This window comes from Galenea microaerophila, assembly GCF_054657255.1.
On sequence record NZ_BAAHWZ010000001.1, the window covers coordinates 942,608 to 965,127 of the forward strand.

General features: G+C 44.6%; 23 protein-coding genes. 14 read left to right on the plus strand and 9 right to left on the minus strand.

What is annotated here, in order from left to right:
- The first annotated feature begins 18 nt into the window (after nucleotides 1-18).
- Nucleotides 19-972, plus strand: a complete 954-nt coding sequence (locus tag ACYQ05_RS04600) for a 1-aminocyclopropane-1-carboxylate deaminase/D-cysteine desulfhydrase (protein ID WP_459818769.1) — start codon at nucleotides 19-21, stop codon at nucleotides 970-972.
- Nucleotides 973-1,158: 186 nt separating this feature from the next.
- On the opposite strand, the gene cysS is transcribed toward ACYQ05_RS04600, so the two are convergent.
- Both cysS and glnS read right to left on the minus strand, forming a co-directional pair.
- Nucleotides 1,159-2,529 (minus strand): cysteine--tRNA ligase, encoded by a 1,371-nt coding sequence (gene cysS, locus ACYQ05_RS04605; RefSeq protein ID WP_459818771.1) that lies wholly within the window; start codon nucleotides 2,527-2,529, stop codon nucleotides 1,159-1,161.
- Nucleotides 2,529-4,199, minus strand: a complete 1,671-nt coding sequence (glnS, locus tag ACYQ05_RS04610) for a glutamine--tRNA ligase (RefSeq protein ID WP_459818772.1) — start codon at nucleotides 4,197-4,199, stop codon at nucleotides 2,529-2,531. Before glnS ends, cysS begins: the two co-directional genes overlap by 1 nt.
- Before the next feature lie 339 nt (nucleotides 4,200-4,538).
- Between glnS and ACYQ05_RS04615 the strand changes: the two genes are divergently transcribed.
- From ACYQ05_RS04615 to ACYQ05_RS04625, 3 genes are read left to right on the plus strand one after another with little or no spacing between them, the layout of a single operon-like run.
- A complete protein-coding gene (locus tag ACYQ05_RS04615) occupies nucleotides 4,539-5,135 on the plus strand; it encodes a peptidylprolyl isomerase (RefSeq protein ID WP_459818774.1) in 597 nt (198 codons plus the stop codon).
- Between the two features lie 23 nt (nucleotides 5,136-5,158).
- Entirely contained in the window at nucleotides 5,159-5,665 is a 507-nt protein-coding gene (locus ACYQ05_RS04620) for a peptidylprolyl isomerase (protein ID WP_459818776.1), read from the plus strand.
- Between the two features lie 38 nt (nucleotides 5,666-5,703).
- Entirely contained in the window at nucleotides 5,704-6,462 is a 759-nt protein-coding gene (locus ACYQ05_RS04625) for a UDP-2,3-diacylglucosamine diphosphatase (RefSeq protein ID WP_459818778.1), read from the plus strand.
- A gap of 96 nt (nucleotides 6,463-6,558) precedes the next feature.
- Here the strand turns inward: ACYQ05_RS04625 and rlmB are convergent, their stop codons facing one another.
- The 3 genes from rlmB to ACYQ05_RS04640 form a co-directional block, all read right to left on the minus strand.
- Nucleotides 6,559-7,314, minus strand: a complete 756-nt coding sequence (gene rlmB, locus ACYQ05_RS04630) for a 23S rRNA (guanosine(2251)-2'-O)-methyltransferase RlmB (RefSeq protein ID WP_459818780.1) — start codon at nucleotides 7,312-7,314, stop codon at nucleotides 6,559-6,561.
- Nucleotides 7,311-9,656, minus strand: a complete 2,346-nt coding sequence (gene rnr, locus ACYQ05_RS04635; protein WP_459818782.1) for a ribonuclease R — start codon at nucleotides 9,654-9,656, stop codon at nucleotides 7,311-7,313. Before rnr ends, rlmB begins: the two co-directional genes overlap by 4 nt.
- Before the next feature lie 262 nt (nucleotides 9,657-9,918).
- Nucleotides 9,919-10,401, minus strand: coding sequence for a low molecular weight protein-tyrosine-phosphatase (locus ACYQ05_RS04640; protein WP_459818784.1), 483 nt, complete (start codon nucleotides 10,399-10,401; stop codon nucleotides 9,919-9,921).
- A gap of 68 nt (nucleotides 10,402-10,469) precedes the next feature.
- Between ACYQ05_RS04640 and ACYQ05_RS04645 the strand changes: the two genes are divergently transcribed.
- From ACYQ05_RS04645 to ACYQ05_RS04660, 4 genes are all read left to right on the plus strand, one after another.
- A complete protein-coding gene (locus tag ACYQ05_RS04645) occupies nucleotides 10,470-11,207 on the plus strand; it encodes an RluA family pseudouridine synthase (protein WP_459818786.1) in 738 nt (245 codons plus the stop codon).
- A gap of 17 nt (nucleotides 11,208-11,224) precedes the next feature.
- Nucleotides 11,225-11,902: a hypothetical protein gene (locus ACYQ05_RS04650; RefSeq protein ID WP_459818788.1), complete on the plus strand. Its 678-nt coding sequence runs from the start codon at nucleotides 11,225-11,227 to the stop codon at nucleotides 11,900-11,902.
- A gap of 37 nt (nucleotides 11,903-11,939) precedes the next feature.
- Nucleotides 11,940-13,337 carry a hypothetical protein gene (locus ACYQ05_RS04655; protein ID WP_459818790.1) on the plus strand — a complete coding sequence of 466 codons (1,398 nt, stop codon included), beginning with the start codon at nucleotides 11,940-11,942 and terminating at the stop codon, nucleotides 13,335-13,337.
- Nucleotides 13,338-13,507: 170 nt separating this feature from the next.
- Nucleotides 13,508-13,717, plus strand: a complete 210-nt coding sequence (locus tag ACYQ05_RS04660) for a cold-shock protein (RefSeq protein WP_459818792.1) — start codon at nucleotides 13,508-13,510, stop codon at nucleotides 13,715-13,717.
- A 112-nt stretch (nucleotides 13,718-13,829) separates the two neighbouring features.
- On the opposite strand, the gene ACYQ05_RS04665 is transcribed toward ACYQ05_RS04660, so the two are convergent.
- From ACYQ05_RS04665 to guaB, 3 genes are all read right to left on the minus strand, one after another.
- Nucleotides 13,830-14,567 (minus strand): M48 family metallopeptidase, encoded by a 738-nt coding sequence (locus tag ACYQ05_RS04665; RefSeq protein WP_459818794.1) that lies wholly within the window; start codon nucleotides 14,565-14,567, stop codon nucleotides 13,830-13,832.
- A 63-nt stretch (nucleotides 14,568-14,630) separates the two neighbouring features.
- A complete protein-coding gene (gene guaA / locus ACYQ05_RS04670; protein ID WP_459818796.1) occupies nucleotides 14,631-16,217 on the minus strand; it encodes a glutamine-hydrolyzing GMP synthase in 1,587 nt (528 codons plus the stop codon).
- 11 nt (nucleotides 16,218-16,228) lie between these two features.
- Nucleotides 16,229-17,689: an IMP dehydrogenase gene (guaB, locus tag ACYQ05_RS04675; protein WP_459818798.1), complete on the minus strand. Its 1,461-nt coding sequence runs from the start codon at nucleotides 17,687-17,689 to the stop codon at nucleotides 16,229-16,231.
- A 561-nt stretch (nucleotides 17,690-18,250) separates the two neighbouring features.
- On the opposite strand from guaB, the gene ACYQ05_RS04680 reads away from it, so the two are divergent.
- On the plus strand, nucleotides 18,251-18,586 hold the full coding sequence (locus ACYQ05_RS04680; RefSeq protein WP_459818800.1) for a hypothetical protein: 336 nt from the start codon (nucleotides 18,251-18,253) through the stop codon (nucleotides 18,584-18,586).
- Nucleotides 18,587-18,804: 218 nt separating this feature from the next.
- Here the strand turns inward: ACYQ05_RS04680 and ACYQ05_RS04685 are convergent, their stop codons facing one another.
- On the minus strand, nucleotides 18,805-19,470 hold the full coding sequence (locus ACYQ05_RS04685) for an energy-coupling factor ABC transporter permease (RefSeq protein WP_459818802.1): 666 nt from the start codon (nucleotides 19,468-19,470) through the stop codon (nucleotides 18,805-18,807).
- Nucleotides 19,471-19,518: 48 nt separating this feature from the next.
- Between ACYQ05_RS04685 and ACYQ05_RS04690 the strand changes: the two genes are divergently transcribed.
- The 5 genes from ACYQ05_RS04690 to ACYQ05_RS04710 all read left to right on the plus strand — a co-directional run bounded on the left by ACYQ05_RS04690 (nucleotide 19,519) and on the right by ACYQ05_RS04710 (nucleotide 22,516).
- On the plus strand, nucleotides 19,519-19,923 hold the full coding sequence (locus ACYQ05_RS04690) for an RDD family protein (RefSeq protein WP_459818804.1): 405 nt from the start codon (nucleotides 19,519-19,521) through the stop codon (nucleotides 19,921-19,923).
- Between the two features lie 8 nt (nucleotides 19,924-19,931).
- Entirely contained in the window at nucleotides 19,932-20,768 is an 837-nt protein-coding gene (gene serB, locus ACYQ05_RS04695) for a phosphoserine phosphatase SerB (protein WP_459818805.1), read from the plus strand.
- 87 nt (nucleotides 20,769-20,855) lie between these two features.
- Nucleotides 20,856-21,281: a TonB-system energizer ExbB gene (gene exbB / locus ACYQ05_RS04700; RefSeq protein ID WP_459818807.1), complete on the plus strand. Its 426-nt coding sequence runs from the start codon at nucleotides 20,856-20,858 to the stop codon at nucleotides 21,279-21,281.
- Nucleotides 21,278-21,664 (plus strand): ExbD/TolR family protein, encoded by a 387-nt coding sequence (locus ACYQ05_RS04705; RefSeq protein ID WP_459818809.1) that lies wholly within the window; start codon nucleotides 21,278-21,280, stop codon nucleotides 21,662-21,664. The genes exbB and ACYQ05_RS04705 overlap by 4 nt, the downstream gene beginning before the upstream one ends.
- A gap of 3 nt (nucleotides 21,665-21,667) precedes the next feature.
- Nucleotides 21,668-22,516, plus strand: a complete 849-nt coding sequence (locus ACYQ05_RS04710) for an energy transducer TonB (protein ID WP_459818810.1) — start codon at nucleotides 21,668-21,670, stop codon at nucleotides 22,514-22,516.
- The last annotated feature ends 4 nt before the right edge of the window (nucleotides 22,517-22,520 follow it).

Genomic DNA, 22,520 nt, shown 5'->3' on the forward strand with positions numbered 1-22,520 from the left:
TGAAGCTTATTTTACCAAATGAACCATATGCAGGTTTTAAATATCACGCCTTTGTCCCCTCTGGAACATCCCTTGTTTGCACGCGCACAAATAGAGGTGTGGATTAAACGCGATGATCTCACTGATCCTGAAATTCAAGGCAATAAATGGCGAAAACTTGCGCCGAACCTAATGGCCATGCAACAAGCCGGCAAAAACCAACTATTGACTTTTGGCGGCGCCTACTCCAATCATATTGCTGCCACTGCCGCAGCAGGTCATCGTTTGGGCTTTCAAACACTCGGCATGATTCGCGGCGAGGAACTGGCCAACCGCCCGGAACGCTGGTCTCATACGCTAAAACAAGCGGCCAAAAATGGCATGCAACTGCAGTTTTTGAGTCGCCATGCTTACCGCCAGCGCAATCAACCAGATTTTCTAAAATCACTGCAACAACAATATCCTCAAGCTTATCTATTACCGGAAGGCGGGAGCAACGCTCTAGCCGTTTCCGGCATGGCAGCAGTGGTTCAGCAACTCAATCAGCAATGTGAAAACTGGACACATCTCTATACCGCTGTAGGCACTGGCGCCAGCTTTTCGGGGCTGGTCAAAGCGGCTGAAGCCATGACACCATCACCTCCATTTTCAAAATCTATTCAAGGGATTGCGGTTTTAAATCAAGCCGACTATCTACTGCCGCAAATTCAAGACTGGATCGGTCAAACGCAAAAGACCGATTGGCAGTTACATACCCAATCGGCTTGCGGAGGTTATGGGAAAATCACCCCCGAATTGCTGGCGTCAATGAAATGGTTTGAACAGACCTTCAATATTCCCCTTGACCCCATCTACACCGCTAAAATGGTATTTCATTTTTTAAATTCCGTTAAAAATGGACAAATACCAGCTGGAAGTCGTGTCATTCTTTATCATTCAGGCGGATTACAAGTCAGACAAAAGTATTCACAGCAGAGCAAGATTGAGAGATAAAAAAACCCCGCAGGAGAAAGTTTCCGGCGGGGTCAACATTATCTCTAAACAGAAATAATCAGAGGAGGATACTCATGAAGAAACATGAATGACGATATAATATTAGAATTTAATCATATTGTCAAACGCTAATTTGTTCTAAATCAATAAAATTTAACCTAACTGTCATAAAAGATGTGCTAGTCGTTATAATTTCCGCCAACTGGTTCCTTCTGGCGTATCCAATAGCTCTATGCCTTGTGCTTGCAACGCATCTCGAATCTCATCAGAACGTTGGAAATTTTTCTCCGCACGCGCTTGCTTACGCTCTTCGATTAAGACCTCAATCTGCTCTACCGTCAAATCTGACTGGGAAGGCTGCGATTGAAAAAAGTCTGCGGCCTCTTCAGTGAGCAGGCCTAATTGACGACCCAACTTTTGCAAGAGTCCAGCTAGAGCAGCCTCTTGAGTCTTATTCACCGCTTTGGCCAACTCAAATAGAACAGCCAGCGCTTGGGGCGTATTAAAATCATCATTCATCGCCGCCATAAACTGTTGTTCAAACTCCGTATCCACTGCCGCTTCGGCAATCGATTGGCCCTCTAAAGCGGAATAAAGCCGATTCACCGCCGCCTTGGCACTCTCTAAATTCTCTTCTGAATAATTGACCGGGCTGCGGTAGTGACTTGCCAATAGAAAATAACGAATCACTTCAGGGTGATACTGTTTCAACACTTCACGAATGGTGAAAAAATTGCCCAAGGATTTTGACATCTTTTCATCATTAATGCGCACAAAGCCGACATGCATCCACGTATTGACATAATGTTCTCCCGTTGCGCACTCAGCTTGTGCAATTTCATTTTCATGGTGAGGAAAGGTTAAGTCCATGCCTCCGCCGTGAATATCAAAATGGTTCCCTAAACACTTCGTGGACATAGCGGAACACTCAATATGCCAACCCGGCCGCCCTTCACCCCAAGGGGAGGTCCAAGCCGGCTCTTCTGGCTTGGATGCTTTCCACAAGGCAAAATCGAGCGGATCTTTCTTCGCTGTGTTGACCTCTACTCGGGCACCCGCTTCTAAATCTTCAATATTTTTACCCGACAAACGCCCATAATCCGGATCGGCTTTCACATTGAAATAGACATCCCCATTGTCTGCCTGATAGGCACAGCCCTTATCCACCAGCGACGCAATCATCTCCTCAATCGCATCCATATACTCTGTTGCACGTGGCTCAATATCGGGTCGCATCACATTCAAAGCGGCTTCATCTTCATGCATGGCATCAATAAAACGCGCGGTCAACGACTGAATGGTTTCCCCTTTTTCAATGGCGCGATTGATGATTTTGTCATCAATGTCGGTAATATTGCGCACATAGGTCACATCATAGCCTAAAGCACGCAGATGCCGTACCACCGTATCAAACACCACCATCACCCGTGCATGACCAATATGACAGTAGTCATAAACCGTCACCCCACAGACATAAAGCCCAACTTTCCCTTCATGAATCGGTTTAAAAGTCTCTTTTTGACGACTTTCAGTATTGTAAATTTTTAATGCTTGCATTATTTCTGCTCCCAGGTATCTCTTAAGGCGACCGTCCGATTAAAGACCAGAGGGGTTTGATCCATAGAGCGATTATCTCGGCAGAAATAGCCTTCTCTTTCAAACTGATAGGCTTTCTCCGCCTCGGCATGCAGCATATTTTTCTCCACAAAACCGTGTTTAACCGTTAATGAAGCCGGATTGAGCACCTTTTCAAAGTCTTCTTCTTTGCCAGGATTGGGCACCGTAAACAGGCGGTCATACAGACGAAACTCTGCAGGCACCGCAGTGGTCGCTTCGACCCAATGGATCACCCCTTTCACTTTGCGACCATCGGCTGGATTTTTGCCCAAAGTCTCTGGATCATAGGTGCAATAGATTGTAGTAATCTCACCGTTCTCATCTTTCTCTACACGTTCGGCCTTAACCACATAAGCATTGCGTAGTCGAACCTCTTTGCCCAATACCAAGCGCTTGTATTTTTTATTGGCTTCTTCTCGGAAATCCGCACGATCAATATAGACTTCTCGACCAAAGAAAATCTCTCTTTTGCCCATGGCTTCATCTTGAGGATGAATCGGTGCTAACAACAGTTCAGTTTTGTCTTCAGGATAATTTTCAATCACCAGTTTTACTGGATCCAATACCGCCATCGTTCGAGGCGCTTTCACATTCAAATCATCACGCACACTCGCTTCTAAAATCGACATAGAGGTCATGCTATCCACCTTAGAAACCCCGATTCTTTCAGCAAAATCTCGAATAGAAGCGGGGGTATAGCCTCGACGACGCATACCGGAAATGGTGGGCATTCTAGGATCATCCCAACCTTCAACCAAGCCTTCCTCCACCAGCTTCAGCAGCTTGCGCTTGGACATCACGGTGTATTCTAAATTTAAACGAGAGAATTCATACTGATAAGGACGCTGCTGTTTGAAGTCCTCCAAGTTATCCAATACCCAATCATACAAACGACGATTATCTTGAAACTCAAGTGTACACAGTGAGTGGGTAATGCCTTCAATGGCATCTGAAATCGGATGGGCAAAATCATACATCGGATAGATACACCACTTATCCCCTGTCTGGTGGTGCGTTTGATAGCGAATGCGGTAAAGCGCCGGATCACGCAAACACATAAAAGATGAGGCCATATCGATTTTAGCGCGCAGGACACACTCGCCTTCTTCAAACTCACCGTTTTTCATTTTCTCAAACAGCGCCAGATTCTCCTCCACTGAGGTATCCCGATAAGGGCTCGGTTTGCCTGGCTCAGTTAAGGTTCCGCGGTAAGCGCGCGTCTGTTCCGCATTGAGAAAGCAGACATAAGCCAAACCTTTTTCGATCAACTCCAGCGCATACTGATAAAAGGCATCAAAATAGTCCGAAGTGTAATGCACATCTCCTGCCCATTCAAAACCGAGCCAGCGCACATCACGTTCAATCGCGCGTACATATTCCACGCTCTCTTTTTCTGGATTGGTATCATCAAATCTCAGATTACACAAGCCGTGATAGTCTTCCGCTAAACCAAAATTTAAGCAGATCGATTTCGCATGGCCAATATGCAGATAACCATTCGGTTCAGGTGGGAAACGGGTATGCACCTTCTGGTACTTACCGCTGGCCAAATCCGCTTCAATAATATTACGAATAAAGTTAGTGGGTTTTGACTCTTCCACAGCGCTCATAAGAACTCTCTCAAATTTAAAATTAAACGCAAATTATACCTTAAATATAACACCACTTCGCATTTTGCCGCCCTCTGGCAGAGCAACTTCATGCTTCATCCATTCTGTTTTAGCCCCCTCCCCTTTAAAAGAGACCTTTGCATGAGATGGTTCTACGGCTAAAAATGGCTAAAATTTCCCCTATCGTTGTTGGAAAACTTGGCAATAGCTGGCTATTGCCTGCGTTTCCCGCCTAGATATGGAAAATTTTTTCTCATTTTTAGCTCGCATCCCACTCATGCAAAGGTCTCAAAAATGCTAAAATCGCCCCATATATTCGACTTAAACAGGAGTTTAATCATGATCAGAAGACAGTTTTTAGCTTTAGCCACAACATTTTTAACCATGATCAGCTTTGGGGCATACGCTGACGGTGAACAAAGTAACCATGCTGCGCACCCACAAGTACTGCTTGAAACCAACTATGGTAATATTGTTGTTGAACTATATCCTGAGAAAGCCCCTGAAACCGTTAAAAATTTCTTACGCTATGTGAATGAAGGGTTTTATGATGGCACCATTTTTCATCGCGTCATCCCCAACTTTATGATTCAAGGGGGTGGCTATACCGAAGATATGCAGAAAAAAATCACCCATGCCCCCATCCATAACGAAGCAGACAACGGCCTGCATAACCGCATCGGCACCATCGCCATGGCCCGCACTTCAGATCCGCACTCGGCAACGGCACAATTTTTTATTAATGTCGCCAATAATACCTTCTTGGATTTTAGAGAAAAGACCCCAAGAGCTTATGGATACGCCGTCTTTGGCCGGGTGATTAAAGGGATGCGCGTAGTCAATAAAATTCGACAAGTTCAAACTGGTTTTAAAAACGGCATGAAGGATGTCCCCCTTAAACCTGTCGTGATTATTAAAGCCAGACAAATTAAATAATTTAAGTAATAAGGAGAGATTCTATGGCACAAGTCATCTTTAAAACCAATAAAGGCGATATCACCATTGAAGTGGATAAGGAAAAAGCACCCATTGGCGCGGAAAACTTTCTACACTATGCGAAAGAGGGCTTTTACAATGGCACCCTCTTCCATCGTGTAATTCCCAACTTTATGATTCAAGGGGGTGGCATGACTGAAGGCATGCAGGATAAACCTGCGGGAGAGCCCATTGAAAACGAAGCGGACAATGGTTTGAAAAATGTGCGCGGCTCTGTCTCTTATGCACGCACCATGGACCCCCATTCGGCCACCACACAATTCTTTATTAATGTGGCGGACAATGATTTCCTTGACCATAAGTCGAAAGACATCAATGGTTGGGGCTATGCGGTATTTGGTCAGGTCGTCGACGGCATGGACATTGTCGATGAAATCGCCAAAGTAGAAACCACCAGCCGCATGGGACACCAAGATGTCCCCGTAGAGGACATTATTATTGAAGAAACCATTGTCAAAGACGACGAATAAATCGTAATAGGCCCTCGTTTTTCGAGGGCTTTTTATTTATGAGCCACCCTGTATTCCCTATCTGCATTGCAGACGTTCATCTGCAACCTGACAGCCAGCATCCAATTAATCGAGCTTTTCGGGCTTTTTTAAAGCAGGCAGGTCAAAAAGCGTCAGCGCTCTATATTTTGGGCGATCTGTTTGAGATGTGGGTCGGGGATGATATTGGTCTCAAAACTTATGCAGACGACATTGCCACGCTCAAACAACTGACTGATTCGGGTGTACCGGTCTATATTCAATTTGGCAATCGCGACTTTTTAATGCGCCAAGCCTTTTGGCAGGCGACTGGCGCCACCCCTCTTAAACAACCCCACCTTGCGAAAATCGAGCAACACACCTATCTCATGCTGCATGGGGACACGCTTTGCACCGATGATAAAGCGTATCAAAGAATGCGGCTGTTACTTCGCAATCCATTGGTCACTTGGCTGTTTTTAAAGCTCCCGGCAACCAAAAGACAAGCCATCGGGGAAAATATGCGTGCCAATTCGCAAAAATACAGCCTAAATAAAGCAGAAAACATTATGGATGTGTCAGAGAGCGCCGTACAAAAACTGTTACAAAAGTTTCCTCAAGCCACAGGGATCATCCATGGTCATACCCATCGACCCGCAATACAAACACATTTTAAGGAAGGAAATCATTATCAACGCTGGGTACTTGGCGACTGGCGTCACCAAGCTCACACCGTCACCATGCAAATGGTTCAATTTAAGCCTGAGCCACAATTAATTAAGTGGGAATACGCCATTTAAAAAAGGCGCTTAACGATTTTCCCAGTCCTGAGAGTGCGTTAAATATAGGCAGGACTGGGGATTTTGGATGGTCGTGTCAAATTTAAGGCGTCGCTTTCAACCTTTAGGCGGTGCCACTTCCCTCTGGCGAAACGCCTCATAAAGCACCACACCTGTCGCTACAGAAACATTTAAGCTTTCCACACTGCCGACCATTGGAATGGCGGCAAGATGATCGCAAGCCTCTCGCGTCAGTTTTCGTAAACCTGACCCTTCTGCCCCCATCACAATGCCGATCGAACCTTTAAAATCCATTTGATAGATGGTCTGCTCTGTCTCTCCAGCCAGACCAATCATCCACATCCCCTCTTTTTTCAAAGATTCCAAAGTGCGAACGAGGTTGTTTACCACAATCAACTTTACCGACTCTGCAGCACCACAAGCCACTTTGCGCACCGTGGCATTGACCCCAACTGAATTGTGTTTTGGGATCACCACTGCATCAACGCCCACCGCATCGGCGGTGCGTAAAATCGCACCGAGATTATGCGGATCTTGCACTTCATCTAAAAATAGAAACAGAGGATTTTCACAGTTCGCTAGGATTTCCGGTAAAGCTTTCTCGGTCAAATCCGGACGGCTCGCCACTTGGGCTACCACACCTTGGTGAGGGCCTTCTAACTTATTAAAATAAGATTTCGGCTCAAATTGAACATGCAATCCCGCCGCTTGCGCCGCATCGACTAAAGCTTGCTGGCGAGGATTGAGTTTGCCTTTGATAACAGAAAGTACATAGATCAGATGCGGTGATTGTTTAATAAACTTCTCAACCGCATGAATGCCATAAATCAGCTCTTGACCGTTACGACTCATTTAGTCGCCTGTTTTTCCTGGGAACCAGATTTTTTACTGCGATTACTTTTCCGCTTCCCACGGTAATAGCGTTTTTTCTTACGCGGTTTGCGTTCTTCCTGTACGGAATCTGCATCGGATGCAACCTGATCCCCTTCTTGCTCTGAATGTTCAGATTCAGAGAGGTCCGCAACCAAGCGTAAGTCAATCTTACGGTCTTCTAGGTTAACTTGCGCCACCTGCACCTTAAGGCGATCGCCTAAGCGGTAGATCTTACCTGTTCGCTCCCCTCTTAATTGATGACGGTCACGATCGAAAATAAAGTAATCATCTCCCAACTCGGTAATATGCACCAAACCTTCGACATAAAGGGGCTGTAACTCGACAAATAGACCAAAATTGGTGGTCGCAGTGACCAATGCTTCGTACTCTTCGCCTAAATGGTGAGAAAGGAATTCGCATTTTAAGAACGTCACCACATCTCGTGTCGCTTCATCCGCGCGGCGCTCTGTGGCGGAACAGTGAACACCAAAGGTTTCCATGTCCTTTTCAGTATAAATGAACCCTTGAGCCCCCTGTTTCAACCAAGCGTGACGAATGCCGCGGTGAATAAGCAAGTCAGGATAACGACGGATCGGTGACGTGTAGTGCGTATACAGATCATAATTCAAGCCAAAATGCCCTTTATTTTCGGGCGAATAGACCGCTTGATTCATAGAACGCAACAGCACCGTATTCACCAAGTGCTCATAAGGCTTTCCTTCCACCGCTTTAGCCACCGCTGCAAAATCACGCGGTGTAGGATTGTCTCCACCCCCGAGTTCAATGCCAAAATCTTTTAAGAAAGTTCTTAAGCTCTCAATTTTTTCGGGTGTTGGTGGCTCATGCACACGATATAAGAATGGAATTTTATGCCACTTCAGATAACGGGCTGTCGCCACGTTCGCCATCAGCATACACTCTTCAATCAGCTTGTGCGCATCATTACGTTTGACTTCCACAATCTCTTTAATCTTGCGATCATCATCAAACACAATTCGCGTTTCAACCGTATCAAACTCTAAAGCCCCGCGCTGCTCTCTTGCCGCATGCAACACTTTATAAAGCGCATAAAGCTCATCTAGGTCAGACTTAAATTCACCAAATTCCGCTAAGTATTCACTGTTTTCATTGGTCAGCATGTCATACACCTGATCATAGGTGAGACGCGCCTTAGATTTCATGACCGCTTGATAAAATTGACTGCGCTCAAGTTTCCCTTCGGCATCGATATACATATCGCACACCATACAGAGGCGATCCACCTTGGGATTCAATGAGCATAAGCCATTTGATAACTTCTCTGGCAACATCGGCACCACTTGCTGTGGGAAATAAACCGAGTTGCCGCGTTCATAAGCATCTTTATCTAATGCAGAACCGGGTTTCACATAATGAGAAACATCCGCAATCGCGACGACCAAACGCCAGCCACCTGATTTTCTCGGCTTAGCATAAACCGCATCATCAAAATCTTTAGAATCAACGCCATCAATGGTCACCAAGTTTAAATTACGGATATCTTTGCGACCTTGATAATCTTCAGGTTGAATCTCATCCGGAATCGCATCCAACTCTTCCAAGGCTTCTTGGGACCACTCATGAGGGATATTAAATGTATGCAGAGCCGACTCAATTTCCAAGCCGGGGTCTAGATAATTGCCCAATACCTTTTTAACCTGGCCTACTGGACCAGAACGTGCAGAGGGCTGGTGTAAAATTTCCACCAAAACAACTTGCCCCTCTTGCGCACCATGAAGTCCATCTTTAGGAATAAAAATATCCTGCGTGATTCGATTATTTTCAGGCCGCACCCAAGCCATGCCATCTTCAAAAGAGAGTCGACCAATCACTTCTTTATTGGCGCGCTCTAGAATCTCAACAATGGTTCCTTCTGGACGACCTCGACGATCTTCCCCCGTAATAGAGACTAAAACAATGTCTCCATTTAGCACCTTACGCATTTCCCGCTCTGGGAGAAAGATATCTTTGGTATCCCGCACTTCCGGAATCAAAAAGCCATAGCCATCTGGATGTCCAAGGACTCGACCTTTAATCAGGTCCATCTTTAAGATAGGTCCATAAGCGCCGCGACGATTTTGCATAATTTGCCCATCACGCACCATCGCCTTTAATCGACGGCTTAAGGCTTCTAGCCGTTCTTCATCTTCAATATGAAGGGCCGCTGCAATCTCTTTAAATTTGAGGGGGTGATCTTGACTTTCAAGGAATTCGAGAATGGCTTCTCGACTAGGAATAGGATTTTCGTACTTTTCCGCTTCGCGTTCTGCATGCGGATCATTTATAGATGTTTCTTTTTTCACTTGTATTTTTCTTTCTCTTTACAACCCCATCCAATCCAGCGGAAAACGATCTTTAAATCATTCAAATCGTTGAAAGCAACTGCTCGAATCAGGTTGGTTTGGGTTTGTTTTAAATATATCACTCTGCCGAAAACTGTCACTGGCGGAGTCTTCTAAAGACCTTGACAAATCCAAAGTCTGCTCACCAACTCACTTACTTTCTCCGAAGTTGGCTTATATTTACTAAAACGTTCCGAATCGTATTGATTATACGATTTTTTTATTATAACAGATGCTTCTGTTCTATTTCTTTTAAAAACCCTTCTGATGCTTTTTGTACTAAATCAAATACATGCTCAAAGCCTTGAGGGCCGCCATAATAAGGATCTGGCACCTCTTTTTCACTCACTTCCGGTGCAAACTCTAAAAACATACGAATTTTCTCATGATGTTCAGGCAGTGCCAAATCCATTAAATTTTGATAATTGGCTTCATCCATCGCCAAAATATAATCGAACTCATACAAATCACCAAAATCCACTTTGCGTGCGCGCAGATCATGCATCTCTATACCGCGATTTTTTGCCGTCTGCATCGCCCTCTGATCAGGCATTTCACCAACATGATAAGCATGCGTCCCTGCCGAATCGATCTCTATCACATCTGCTAATCCCTTCTCTCTGACTAACTGACGAAACACCGCGTGCGCAGTAGGTGAACGGCAAATATTCCCCATACATACAAAGAGCACCTTCACTTTTTTCATTTTTCATCCCTATTTCAGTAAAATGAAATTATTTTAAATTATTGTACTGAATCCAGAACTCAATTTTTATGAAACTCCGTCAAGCCCCCACCAAAATCTTTCACTTTCAAACTGACTGGATTCTTTTTGAAGATGACGACCTAATTGTCGCCAATAAACCTTCCGGTCTGCTCTCTGTTCCGGGGCGCTTACCTGAGAATAAAACCAGTCTCGTCACACTCCTAGAAAACTATTGCCAGCACCCTTTACATATTGTGCACCGTTTAGACATGGACACATCTGGCCTTATGGTCATTGCAAAACACAAAACCGCCCTTCGTCATCTGAATCAACAATTTCAAAATCGCCAAACCTTTAAACGCTATGAAGCGATCTGTGCAGGTATTGCTGAACGGCAAAAAGGACGGATTCATCTGCCCATGCGCTGCGACTGGGAAAATCGTCCACGTCAAATCATTGACTACCGAAATGGAAAACATACGCACACGGAGTGGATCGTCCGCCACCAATTTGACAACGCCTTTGAGGTTTCCCTAATTCCGCATACCGGTCGCTCCCATCAGCTTCGTGTCCATATGCAAATGCTGGGACACCCCATATTAGGCGATAATCTTTATGCTGACCCTCATAGCCTACAGGCAGCTTCTCGCCTGCTATTACACGCTGCAGAGTTGCATTTCCAACACCCCACGCATCAGCAGTTAATGACCTTTTGTCAGCCTGGATCCCTAACAACTTTTATGAAAACAACACCTAAAAATGGCACACTTCCTGCTTTTATCTCTACAAACTCGTTGACTCATTAAATAGGGGGAACACTCTCATGTCAGAAACCACTTTAACTCAAGACGAATTGGCCACTCATGAGATGCTGGCTATGCAAGCAGAAACAAACCCAGAAGAAACAACCCCCTCAGAATCCGGTGCGGGCGAAGCGGATAATTTACAAGAAATCGATGCGCTTTTAGAAACGATGGATGAAGGAAACTCTGAAGATCATTCAGAAAATGAAGAGCCTGCAATCACTGAATCTATGGAAGAGATAGAAGAGGTTCTAGCGCCTGAAGAGACTCAAGCTGAGGAAGCAGAAATTCCCGAAGCCCAAGTGGCTCCTAAACCTCAAGCAGAACCTGCGCCAATAAATAGCGAAAAGGTTTCCCCTGAACAAGCCGTTTCTGAACTCGAGGCTGCACTCGAGCTGCAAAAAGAAACCGAATTGCTGGCAGAAAAAGTTAAAAACTCTTCTCAACAAGCCATTGAACTGGCGCTTCAAGCCACGAAAACGGCACAAGAACGCACACTCAAATTGCAAGAAGAGATTAATACAACTTACCAAGCGGCTGAACGCGCACGCACATTGTTGGAAAAAAGTGGCATTGAAATTGATCAGATTCCTAGCTACAGTGAAGAACAGCTGCCAAGCATTTTGCAGGAAATTCATGCCAGAAATGAAAAACTTAAAGCACAAAATGAAGCCATTAAAAGTGCCTTAGCCGAATAACCTTACCTTTTAATCAACTGTTAAAAGCAGGCGAAATATGAACGATCAAACTGATGAACTCTTAAATGCACTAGACAATATGGACACGCCAACTTCTTCTCAGGCCGAGCATCTGACGCGAACCTTAAAAGAGAATGAAATGTCTAAAAAACAGCCTACATCAGAAACCCCTGATTCTTCGCCTGCGAGTGACGACTTCAATGATCTACTTGAATTAATGGATGAAGAGGTGACACCTGAAGTTCAAACAAATCATTCTGCTCAAGACACGCCTCAACAGGCACCTTACTCAGCCCCCATGAGTGAGTTAGAAGCTGTGGCCATCGCACTCGAAGCAGCCAAAGCTGCTCAAGATGCTGCTGAGAGCAGTCAAAAATCCTCTGAACTCGCCATTAAAAATGCACATGAACTTAAAGCTGAGCTCATTGAGCTCAGTGACGCCAATCATGCATTACGGCAACTCATTAAAAACGAATCTAAGCAGCTAACAAAAAATAAAAATGCAGTTTCATTGCTGACCACTATTAGTCTTATTTTCTCCCTATCAGCTGCAGGCGTCATGGGCTACCTGCTTTACGCTCAAAATAAAAAATTCAATGAATTTAAGGGGGAAGTGACGGATATTATCCAAACGAACAACACCCTGTTTCAAAATAAAATCAATACAAAAGTAGATGAACTCTCTTCTTTAATTGAAACTCTTTCCACAAAATTAGAGAAAACTGCTGCCCTTCCCCCTGCAACAGTGCCGTCAACACCGGTTAATATTCATCGCAATGCTCATGGAACCCCTCCCGAAACTGAGGCCGCTCAACCTACTGAACAACACACAGTGCCTGACAATGGCGCTTCTCATTCAGATCATGCGAATCACGTCCCTGCAACGGATGAAACGCCCTCCTCTTTGCATTCAGAAGCACATACACCGGAACACGTGCCAGAACACGCGCAAGAATATTCACCAGAGCATGCGCCAGAACACTCACCTGAATCTTCATTAAAAGAACTCGGAGAAATCAAACAAGTCATTCAACAAATTTTACACAAACAACAATCCTTGGAAGCGCTTGTGCATCAAGCCATTCAAGCAAACAAAGCGACGCCCTCAGCACATGCAAGCCCGCAAACTGTGATTGCCAAACTTTCACCAGAAGACGCCAAAAAACTGGCCGCTATTCGCTGGTTAATAAAAGTTCAAGGTCGTCAAATCAAACAGATACAAGCAGACCTAAAACAAAAAACCGTCAACAACGTTGTTAAAAGTCATAATTTAGACTTAATTCAAGAGAGTTTAAAAATGATCCAACAACAGGTTCAGACCTTACAAAAACAGCAGGACGCCCTAAAGAAAGAGGTGGAAGCACTGAAACAAGAGACGCAAAAGCTCTCAGCACACCGCCCTTATGTCTATCATGCACCGGAACTGGATCCCTAGAGACAGCTTCGGAAAAGAAAATCAATTATTTAGTTGACTTTATCTACAACACTCTATACACTGGGTCTCGAGTTTAGTTAAACGCTAAACTTTTGAAAGTTGACCGAATTTTTCAGTCAATAAGTTTTTACAACCTGCAATAGCGGGTTAAGCAAGAGAAAGAGTAATACATGTCAAATCAAGTTACAGGCACAGTTAAATGGTTCAACGATGAAAAAGGTTTCGGATTCATCGAACAAGAAGGTGGCAAAGATGTTTTTGTTCACTTTAGTGCTATCGTAGGCGAAGGGCGCAAAACCCTTCAAGAAGGCCAACAGGTCTCTATGGATGTTACCCAAGGTCAAAAAGGACCTCAGGCTGAGAACGTTCATCCTATGTAATTAAAGGGCTTGCCCCTTAAAAGCTATAAGGTTTTCTACGCCTATTGAATTGAGATGGTTCGAAAACTTATTGGCTGCATAAAAACCCTGTTTGTTTTTCAAACGGGGTTTTTTAATACCCCATCCAAATAGAGCCTTTTTCAGCTAAAACCTGCTTAGCTGCCTGATATTGCGGAAAGTGCGTTTCAACAATCCGCCAAAATCTCTGCCCATGATTACGCTCAAATAGATGCGCCAATTCATGCACAATCACATAATCCACCACCCACTCTGGCGCAAACACCAACCGCCAATTAAACTGCACACCCCCTTTCGCATCACAACTGCCCCAGCGCGCTCGATAATTTTTCACTTTAATACTTGTGGACCGAATCGACATCTCTCGCTCCCAAAATGCCAATTTGACTTGCAACCATTGAGCAAAATAGTGGCTTAATGCCTCTTGAATCGCGCTTTGAACCAACCCCTCTAACCCCGCTCTACTGGGATGACTCAATGCATAATTGACTTTTCTTTGTGAAATCTGAATCACAGCAATACTCGAAGAGGCCAATAATTGAAATCCTGACTTTTTTGCCCACACAATTTCCAATCGATAAGGCTCTCCAAGCAATTCAATTAACTGTCCTCTGGCAAGTGTAAGCACTTTAGGTTGCGCGGATAAACGCTCTGCCCCCCTAATAAACCAGCTTTCGTGATTTTGAAGAAATTGAAATAGAGCCGTTTTTGACCAACTGTCAGGGGTGATGCACTGCAACGCACCTGATTGACTCACTTTTAAGGCAACAGACTTTTTGCGACGGGCACTTCTAATCCATTCAAATTCAATCGCTAAAAAATTTAACTTCATCTCAAAGTTCACAACCAAAAAGGGCCTTCAACTGAAGGCCCTTTAAAGCATCAATAATGAAAACTATTCCCACTCAATCGTAGCCGGCGGCTTACTGGAAATATCATAAGTGACGCGAGAAATACGAGGCACTTCATTAATAATCCGGCTCGAAACTGTCTCCAAAAACTCATAAGGCAGATGCGCCCATCGCGCAGTCATAAAATCGATGGTCTCCACGGCACGTAGTGCGACCACATAGTCATAACGACGCGCGTCCCCGACGACTCCTACAGATTTGACCGGCAAGAAAACCGCAAAGGCTTGAGAAGTTTTTTCATACAGATCCCATTTACGTAACTCTTCAATAAAGATATGATCGGCCAGACGTAAAATATCGGCATACTCTTTTTTGACTTCTCCCAAAATACGCACCCCGAGTCCAGGTCCAGGGAATGGATGGCGATAAACCATATCAAAAGGCAAGCCTAAGGTCACACCCAATTTGCGAACCTCATCCTTGAACAACTCTCGCAATGGCTCCAAGAGCTTAAGCTGCATATCTTCCGGTAACCCGCCCACATTATGATGAGACTTAATCACTTTCGCCTTACCGGTTTTAGCGCCTGCAGATTCAATCACATCTGGATAGATCGTACCCTGTGCCAGCCACTTAACATTCGTCAGCTTGCTCGCTTCTTCATCAAACACCTTAATAAACTCATGACCGATAATTTTGCGCTTTTTCTCTGGATCTGTTTCCCCTGCCAAAGCCTCCATAAAGCGTTGCTCAGCATCAACACGAATCACCTTAACGCCCATATTTTCCGCAAACATGGCCATCACCTGATCGCCTTCACCGTAACGCAGCAGACCATGATCGACAAAAACACAGGTCAGTTGATCCCCAATGGCTTTGTGCAGCAGTGCCGCTACCACTGAAGAGTCTACACCACCGGATAACCCCAATAAGACCTCATCTTCTCCCACCTGCTCTCGAATGCGAGCAATGCTGTCTTCAATGATGTTTTCAGTGGTCCATAAGGCTTCACAACCACAAATGGTTTTCACAAAGCGTTCAAGAATGCGCCGACCTTGTTTCGTATGGGTCACTTCAGGGTGAAATTGAATGCCATAGAAATCTTTCTCTTCATTGGCCATTCCGGCAATAGGACAACTGTCTGTACTCGCCATCAGCTTAAACCCTGGTGGCATTATCTCTACACGATCCCCGTGTGACATCCAGACATCCAATAAGGCATAGCCTTCAGGGGTCACATGATCTTCAATGTCTTTTAACAGTTTAGTATGGCCGCGCGCACGAACCTGCGCATAGCCGTACTCATGCTCATCTGCATGAATCACTTGCCCACCCAACTGTTCTGCCATGGTCTGCATGCCATAACAAATGCCTAAGACAGGTACCCCTATCTCAAAAACAATCTGCGGTGCGCGTGGTGCATCTTCCCCAATGGCCGTTTCGGGCCCACCAGATAGAATAATCCCTTTAGGCTTAAACTTTTCAACGACTTCAGCCCCCGCATCCCAAGGCTCTACTTCACAGTAGACGCCTATTTCACGAATACGACGGGCGATCAATTGCGTATATTGAGAACCAAAATCTAAAATTAAAATCCGGTCTTGATGAATATCGTGTGTTGTCTCTGTCATATTTTTTCCAATTAAACTCGGTAGTTAGGGGCTTCTTTGGTAATGGTCACATCATGCACATGACTCTCTGCCATACCAGCGCTGGTCACACGCACAAAGCTGGGCTTCGTATTAAACTCAGGAATATCTTTACAGCCGGTATACCCCATGCTTGAACGCAGTCCACCCACCAACTGATGAATGATCGGCGCCAAAGGCCCTTTATAAGCCACTCTTCCTTCAATCCCTTCTGGCACCAACTTATCTGCTGCATTAGAAGATTGGAAGTAACGGTCACTGGAACCTTGTTTCTGACTCATTGCCCCCAGAGACCCCATGCCACGATAGGATTTATAGGCGCGTCCTTGATAGTAAATCACTTCCCCTGGTGCTTCTTCCGTTCCGGCAAACATGCTCCCCATCATTGCACAAGAAGCGCCAGCAACCAAAGCTTTAGCCACATCGCCTGAAAAACGCATGCCACCATCAGCAATAATGGGCACGCCTGTTCCTTTTAAGGCTTTAGCCACATTAGAGATCGCTGTAATTTGAGGGACACCGACACCTGCAACAATACGTGTCGTACAGATAGAACCCGGACCAATACCGACTTTTACCCCATCTGCACCGGCTTTAACTAAATCTAAAGCCGCTTCTCCCGTCGCAATATTCCCACCAACCACTTGCATACCTGGGTAGTTCTGTTTGACCCAAGCCACACGATCCAATACCCCTTGGGAATGTCCATGAGCGGTATCTACAATAATTAAATCAACCCCTGCATCCACCAATGCCGCAACACGTGCTTCCGTATCCGCACCGGTACCTACAGCCGCGCCCACACGTAAGCGACCATTTTCATCCTTACACGCATTTGGGTGTTCTGAGGATTTCATCATATCCTTAACGGTGATCATCCCCTTCAGATTAAATTCATCATCCACCACCAGCAAACGTTCAATTCGATAGTCATGTAATTTTTTCATCACCTCTTCGCGAGAAGCTTTTTCATGCACAGTAACCAACTTATCTTTAGGTGTCATCACCTTAGAAACGGGTTTACTTAAATCCTTCACAAAACGCAGATCTCGAGAAGTGACAATCCCCACTAAATCTTCACCATCCATAACCGGCGCACTGGAAACACGGTTCTGTTTGGTAATGTCCATCACCTCTTTGACTGAATCAGTCACTTGAACCGTCACCGGTTCAGTAATCACACCATGCTCATATTTTTTGACCTTAGTGACCACATGCGCCTGCTCTTCAATGGTCATGTTTTTATGAATAATCCCTATCCCCCCTTCCTGAGCCATAGAAATCGCTAGACGGGCTTCTGTCACCGTGTCCATGGCAGCAGAAACAAACGGAATATTTAACTCAATTTCGCGAGTGATTTTAGTTTTTAAACTGACCTCATTCGGCAACACAGTTGAGTGCGCGGGGACCAAAAGAACATCATCGAACGTTAAAGCTTCTTGTAGAATTCGCATAATTTTTCCTATCTCATTTTTCGAGTGCTTTTTGAACAGAGAGGCTCATCACCCTTCTACTTCTATCAATAGTGACAGAGACCTTTGCATGAGTGGGATGCGAGCTAAAAATGAGAAAAAATTTTCCATATCTAGGCGGGAAACGAAGGCAATAGCCAGCTATTGCCAAGTTTTCCAACAACGATAGGGGAAATTTTAGCCATTTTTAGCCGTAGATCCATCTCGCGCAAAGGTCTCTTATACCCATATTAATATTTTAAATTTACATCATTTTATAGTTGGCAAACCGAATGAAAACAATATTTTTCTTAATTTTCAATGGGTTATGATAAACTTAAATTCAACTGGGTACAAAAAGCACTTTATTTCAATAAACTTTTGTACATTATAAGGATTGACAGTGTCAGGGTAAACTGGATAACCTATTTTCGATACTTAATTTTTCCAAATAGACTGTGCATAGACCTTTACTATTTGGTTAAACCCGCTAAAATTGTAGTTGCTGTCATCATGTACAGAACGACAAACATAAAAATAAAAGCTCATCAATTGGAGGAACCAATGAAAAAATTACTGATTGCTGCAACCATTGCCACCACTGTCACCCTCGGTGCTTGCTCAAACAACCCAATGTCAGCCTCAAATTCATACAGTGACATTGTTGCCCAAGCCAAAGCTGCTCATAAAATCGCTGCTGAGCGCGGCGACGTCTGGAAACAGAAAAAAATGAAGTTGCCTTATGTAGAAGATTACTTAGCAAAAGCAGAAGCTGCACACAAGAAAGGGGATAAAGCGACCGCCATGAAAAATGCGAAGCTTGCACTCAAGGTTGCTAAGGCAGAAGTTAAACAAACAGAAGATTATGCAAACATTACCCCACTTTGGGCAAGAAAATAATCGCTATCAACCTTTAATTTAAATAAAAGCCAGCGCAAGCTGGCTTTTTTAAAGAGATCTTTGCATGAGTGGGATGCGAGCTAAAAATGAGAAAAAATTTTCCATATCTAGGCGGGAAACGCAGGTAATAGCCCGCTATTGCCAAGTTTTCCAACAACGATAAGGGAAATTTTGACCATTTTTAGCCGTAGATCCATCTCGTGCAAAGGTCTCTCTACCTACTTCCCTTTTAAATAGACTTCATCACTAAAACACGCCAACCACTGCGGCTTAAACAGCACCATTGCTGTCAATAAAAAGCCATTCAAAAAGCCTTCTGGCAAAGCTAAAATCGGCACCAATCCCATATACTGTTTAGACACCACAGCCCAACTCTGTAAGCCACTCAAACTCATCACCCCTCCAATAAGCAGTAAGGCGATCACTGTTGACAAAACCGCAGCAAAGAATCCATTCAGCAACACAAATACAAAAAAGTTTCGATCTAAATAACGATAAGCCAACTTTGCCAACCACCAAGTGATGGCAATAGGGACAACCCCCATCAATAGATAATTCCAACCCAAAAGTGCCCAATCCCAACTTCCTGTTAATGTCATACCAATGGTCACTAGAAAAGCCAACAATAGGGCAAAAGGAAAGCCAAACATTAAAGTGGGTAAGGTCATTAATAGAAAGTGAAAATTCAACCCATTACTGATTTCAGTATCTGTATGCCAGATTAAAAACACAATGACCGTCATCCCCAAAAAAACACTTTGCGCACCACTGTCCCCCATCACCTTGTGCCAAGGTGCATGGCGCAAAGACCAGATGACCATCATTAAAGCCCCTAACCAACCTACCAATACCCAAGAAAGTCCCACTTCACCGGATAGGTTCATCCGCACTTCTCCTTAAACTTGTCTAGTAATTCAGGTATTATAAGTCACATGAAAACTGCGCTAAAAATCTTGTTTGCTTTTTTATATGACCTCCTGCTCTTACTCGCCGTTTGGTTTGCCGCCACACTGCCCGTTGTCCTTTGGCTAGGCCCTGGATTTGAGCAAGACTCTCGAAATTTAATCAGTTTTCAATTCTATTTAATCGCCATCACTTATCTCTACTTCACCCACTTTTGGCTTAAAACCGGCCAAACCCCAGGGCTCCGGACTTGGCATTTAAGACTGGTGAGGGAAGATGGCTCACTTCTAACTCGACACGACGCCAATGTCCGTTTTTTCTGGGCCGCATTACTTCTCCCCATCAGTTGGTTATGGCTTTTCTTCTCGCCTAAAAAACAATTTTTGCATGACCAACTGGCACACACTAAAATAATTGACTTAAATTACGCTTAGGAAATACCATGCCACTCTACCTGATTCACACCCCACAACTTGAAAACGCTCAACAACTCGAAATTGAAACCGTTCTTGGCGCCCCCCTGTATGCTAAAAAGAATCATTACCAATGTGATGCAGCACACAAAATTAGCAAAGAGCGACTCAACGCCTTGCGACAACAACTGAAACTCGACATCAATCTTCTGCCTGAAACCTATCAACCTGAAGCGATCCGCTTAGTCATCAGTGACATGGACTCTACCTTAATTGCCATAGAGTGCGTAGATGAAATTGCCGACATGCTCAATATTAAAGCGCAAGTCTCCGCCATTACTGAAGCCGCTATGCGGGGTGAATTGGATTTTTCTGCCTCTCTTAAAAAACGGGTGGCACTGCTGAAAGGTCTAGAAGTGCAAGCTCTGGAAAAGGTTTACCAAGAACGTCTCTGTCTCAATCCAGGCGCAGAGCAGTGGCTACAAGGGTTAAAAGCCAAAAATATCGCTTTCGCCCTCGTTTCAGGCGGCTTTACTTATTTTACCGACCGACTGAAAGCCGAATATGGTCTAGATTTTACGCGCGCCAATATTTTAGAGGAACTAGAGGACAAACTGACCGGTACGGTAGATAGTGACATTATCGACGCCCAAGCCAAAGCCGACTACCTGCATGAACTTTGTCAGCAATTAAAAATCACACCGGATCAAGTGATCGCTATTGGGGATGGCGCCAATGATTTACTGATGATGCAGGAAGCGGGACTCAGTATAGCCTATCACGCCAAGCCAACTGTACAAGCGCAAGCCGATACCGCTATTAATTTTCGGGGATTAGATGCCTGTTTAGACTTTCTAGAAATCTAAAGCTTATTCAAGATTTGTTCACGCTTTAAAATTGCTTTTCCTACCTAAGTTTGACAAACTCTGACCCAATTCAAAGAGACGCTAATCATGGAACTTTTGCGCGAATATCTTGACCCTATTATCTTTAGCACTTTAGGATTAATGGGGTTTATCACACTTTGGTTGAGCATTGAGCGCCTGCTGTTTTTTAAACAGTTGGATCTCTCTCAATACACCCAACCCGAACTGCTAACCATCGACTTAACCCGCCACCTCACCACCATTGCCAGCATGGGCGCGAATGCCCCCTATGTGGGTTTACTCGGCACCATTTTAGGTATTTTAATCACCTTTTATGACCTCAGCCACAGTGCACACCTCAATAGTGGCGCCATTATGCTCGGTTTGGCTTTGGCGCTAAAGGCCACCGCCGGAGGGATTCTGGTTGCCATCCCTAGCATTATGAGCTATAACGCCCTAATGCGAAAAGTAGAAGTCCTGCAGCTAAAATTTCAAGCCCAAACGCACTCATGAAAAAGTTTGACCAAATCAATGTCATTCCGATGATTGATGTCATGCTGGTGCTGTTAGCCATCGTCCTAACCACCGCAAGCTTTATTGCGCAAGATCAACTGAATATCGATCTCCCGCAGACTAAACACACCCAACCCATTTCAACGCCTACCGCCTCAAAAACAGTACAAATTGCAATCAACGCTCAGGGGAAAATTTTCTTTAATCAAGACCCTCGTAGCTTAACTGAACTCAAACAAACCTTATCACAGCTTCCCTCGCATCAACCGATTCAACTTAAAGTGGACAAAAAAGCCCACTTTGGTCGCTTCACCCAAGTCATCGACATGCTCAAAGCACAGCATTTTGACCATCTCACCATTTTGACTCAACATCAAGATTAACCCATGACCCCTGCGCGCAAGGCCTTTCTTCTCAGCATCGCTCTTTATCTGCTCATCCTATGGGCGCTCTGGTCTTTTTTATCTCAACTCAGCCCCATCACACAAACCTTAAAACCGGTTCCCATCACTTTAAATATGTTTGCTGAACCCGCTCCAACGATAAAAAAGCCCTCATCTATCCAACCACGCACAAAAGCCGCACCAACTCACCCCATTCACCCCCCTACCCAACCCGTTCAAAAACTAAAGTCAAAACAAAAGTCTAAACCAAAACCCAAACAGGAGTCTAGTCAAAAACCCAAGACCAAACCGCTCCCTAAACCTCAACGCCAAGCCAAAACAACCCTCCCCCCAAAAAACTTAAAAGAAAAAACAGCGCCACAGGTCACTCAACCCATAGCGAAGCCAGACTCTACCCCCCCAAAAAAAACTTCTGTAAAGAAAAACCCGACGACTCCGCCTACAAAAATAGTAACGCCTCATGCCTTACCTAGCAAACAGACCGCGACAAACCCTCCCCTTCCCCATAAATCGGCTGCTTCATACAAAGCGATTGAACAAAAATATTTGACAGAACTGAGTCAAAAAATCGCTTACTATGCTCAACAAAACTACCCTTATCGCGCACGGCGACGCCATCAACAAGGCACCGTACGACTTCGTTTCACACTTCATCCAAATGGTCATATCACCCATATTGAAATTCAAACTTCATCTGGATATCAAGCGCTAGATCAAGCGGCTTTAGAAGTTGTCCAGCAACAAATGCAGGCGCAATTTAAACCCTTCCCACCAGAAATGCCGCCAAAAGCCAAAAAGCTTGTGATCCCGATCCATTATTCTTTACAATGAACTT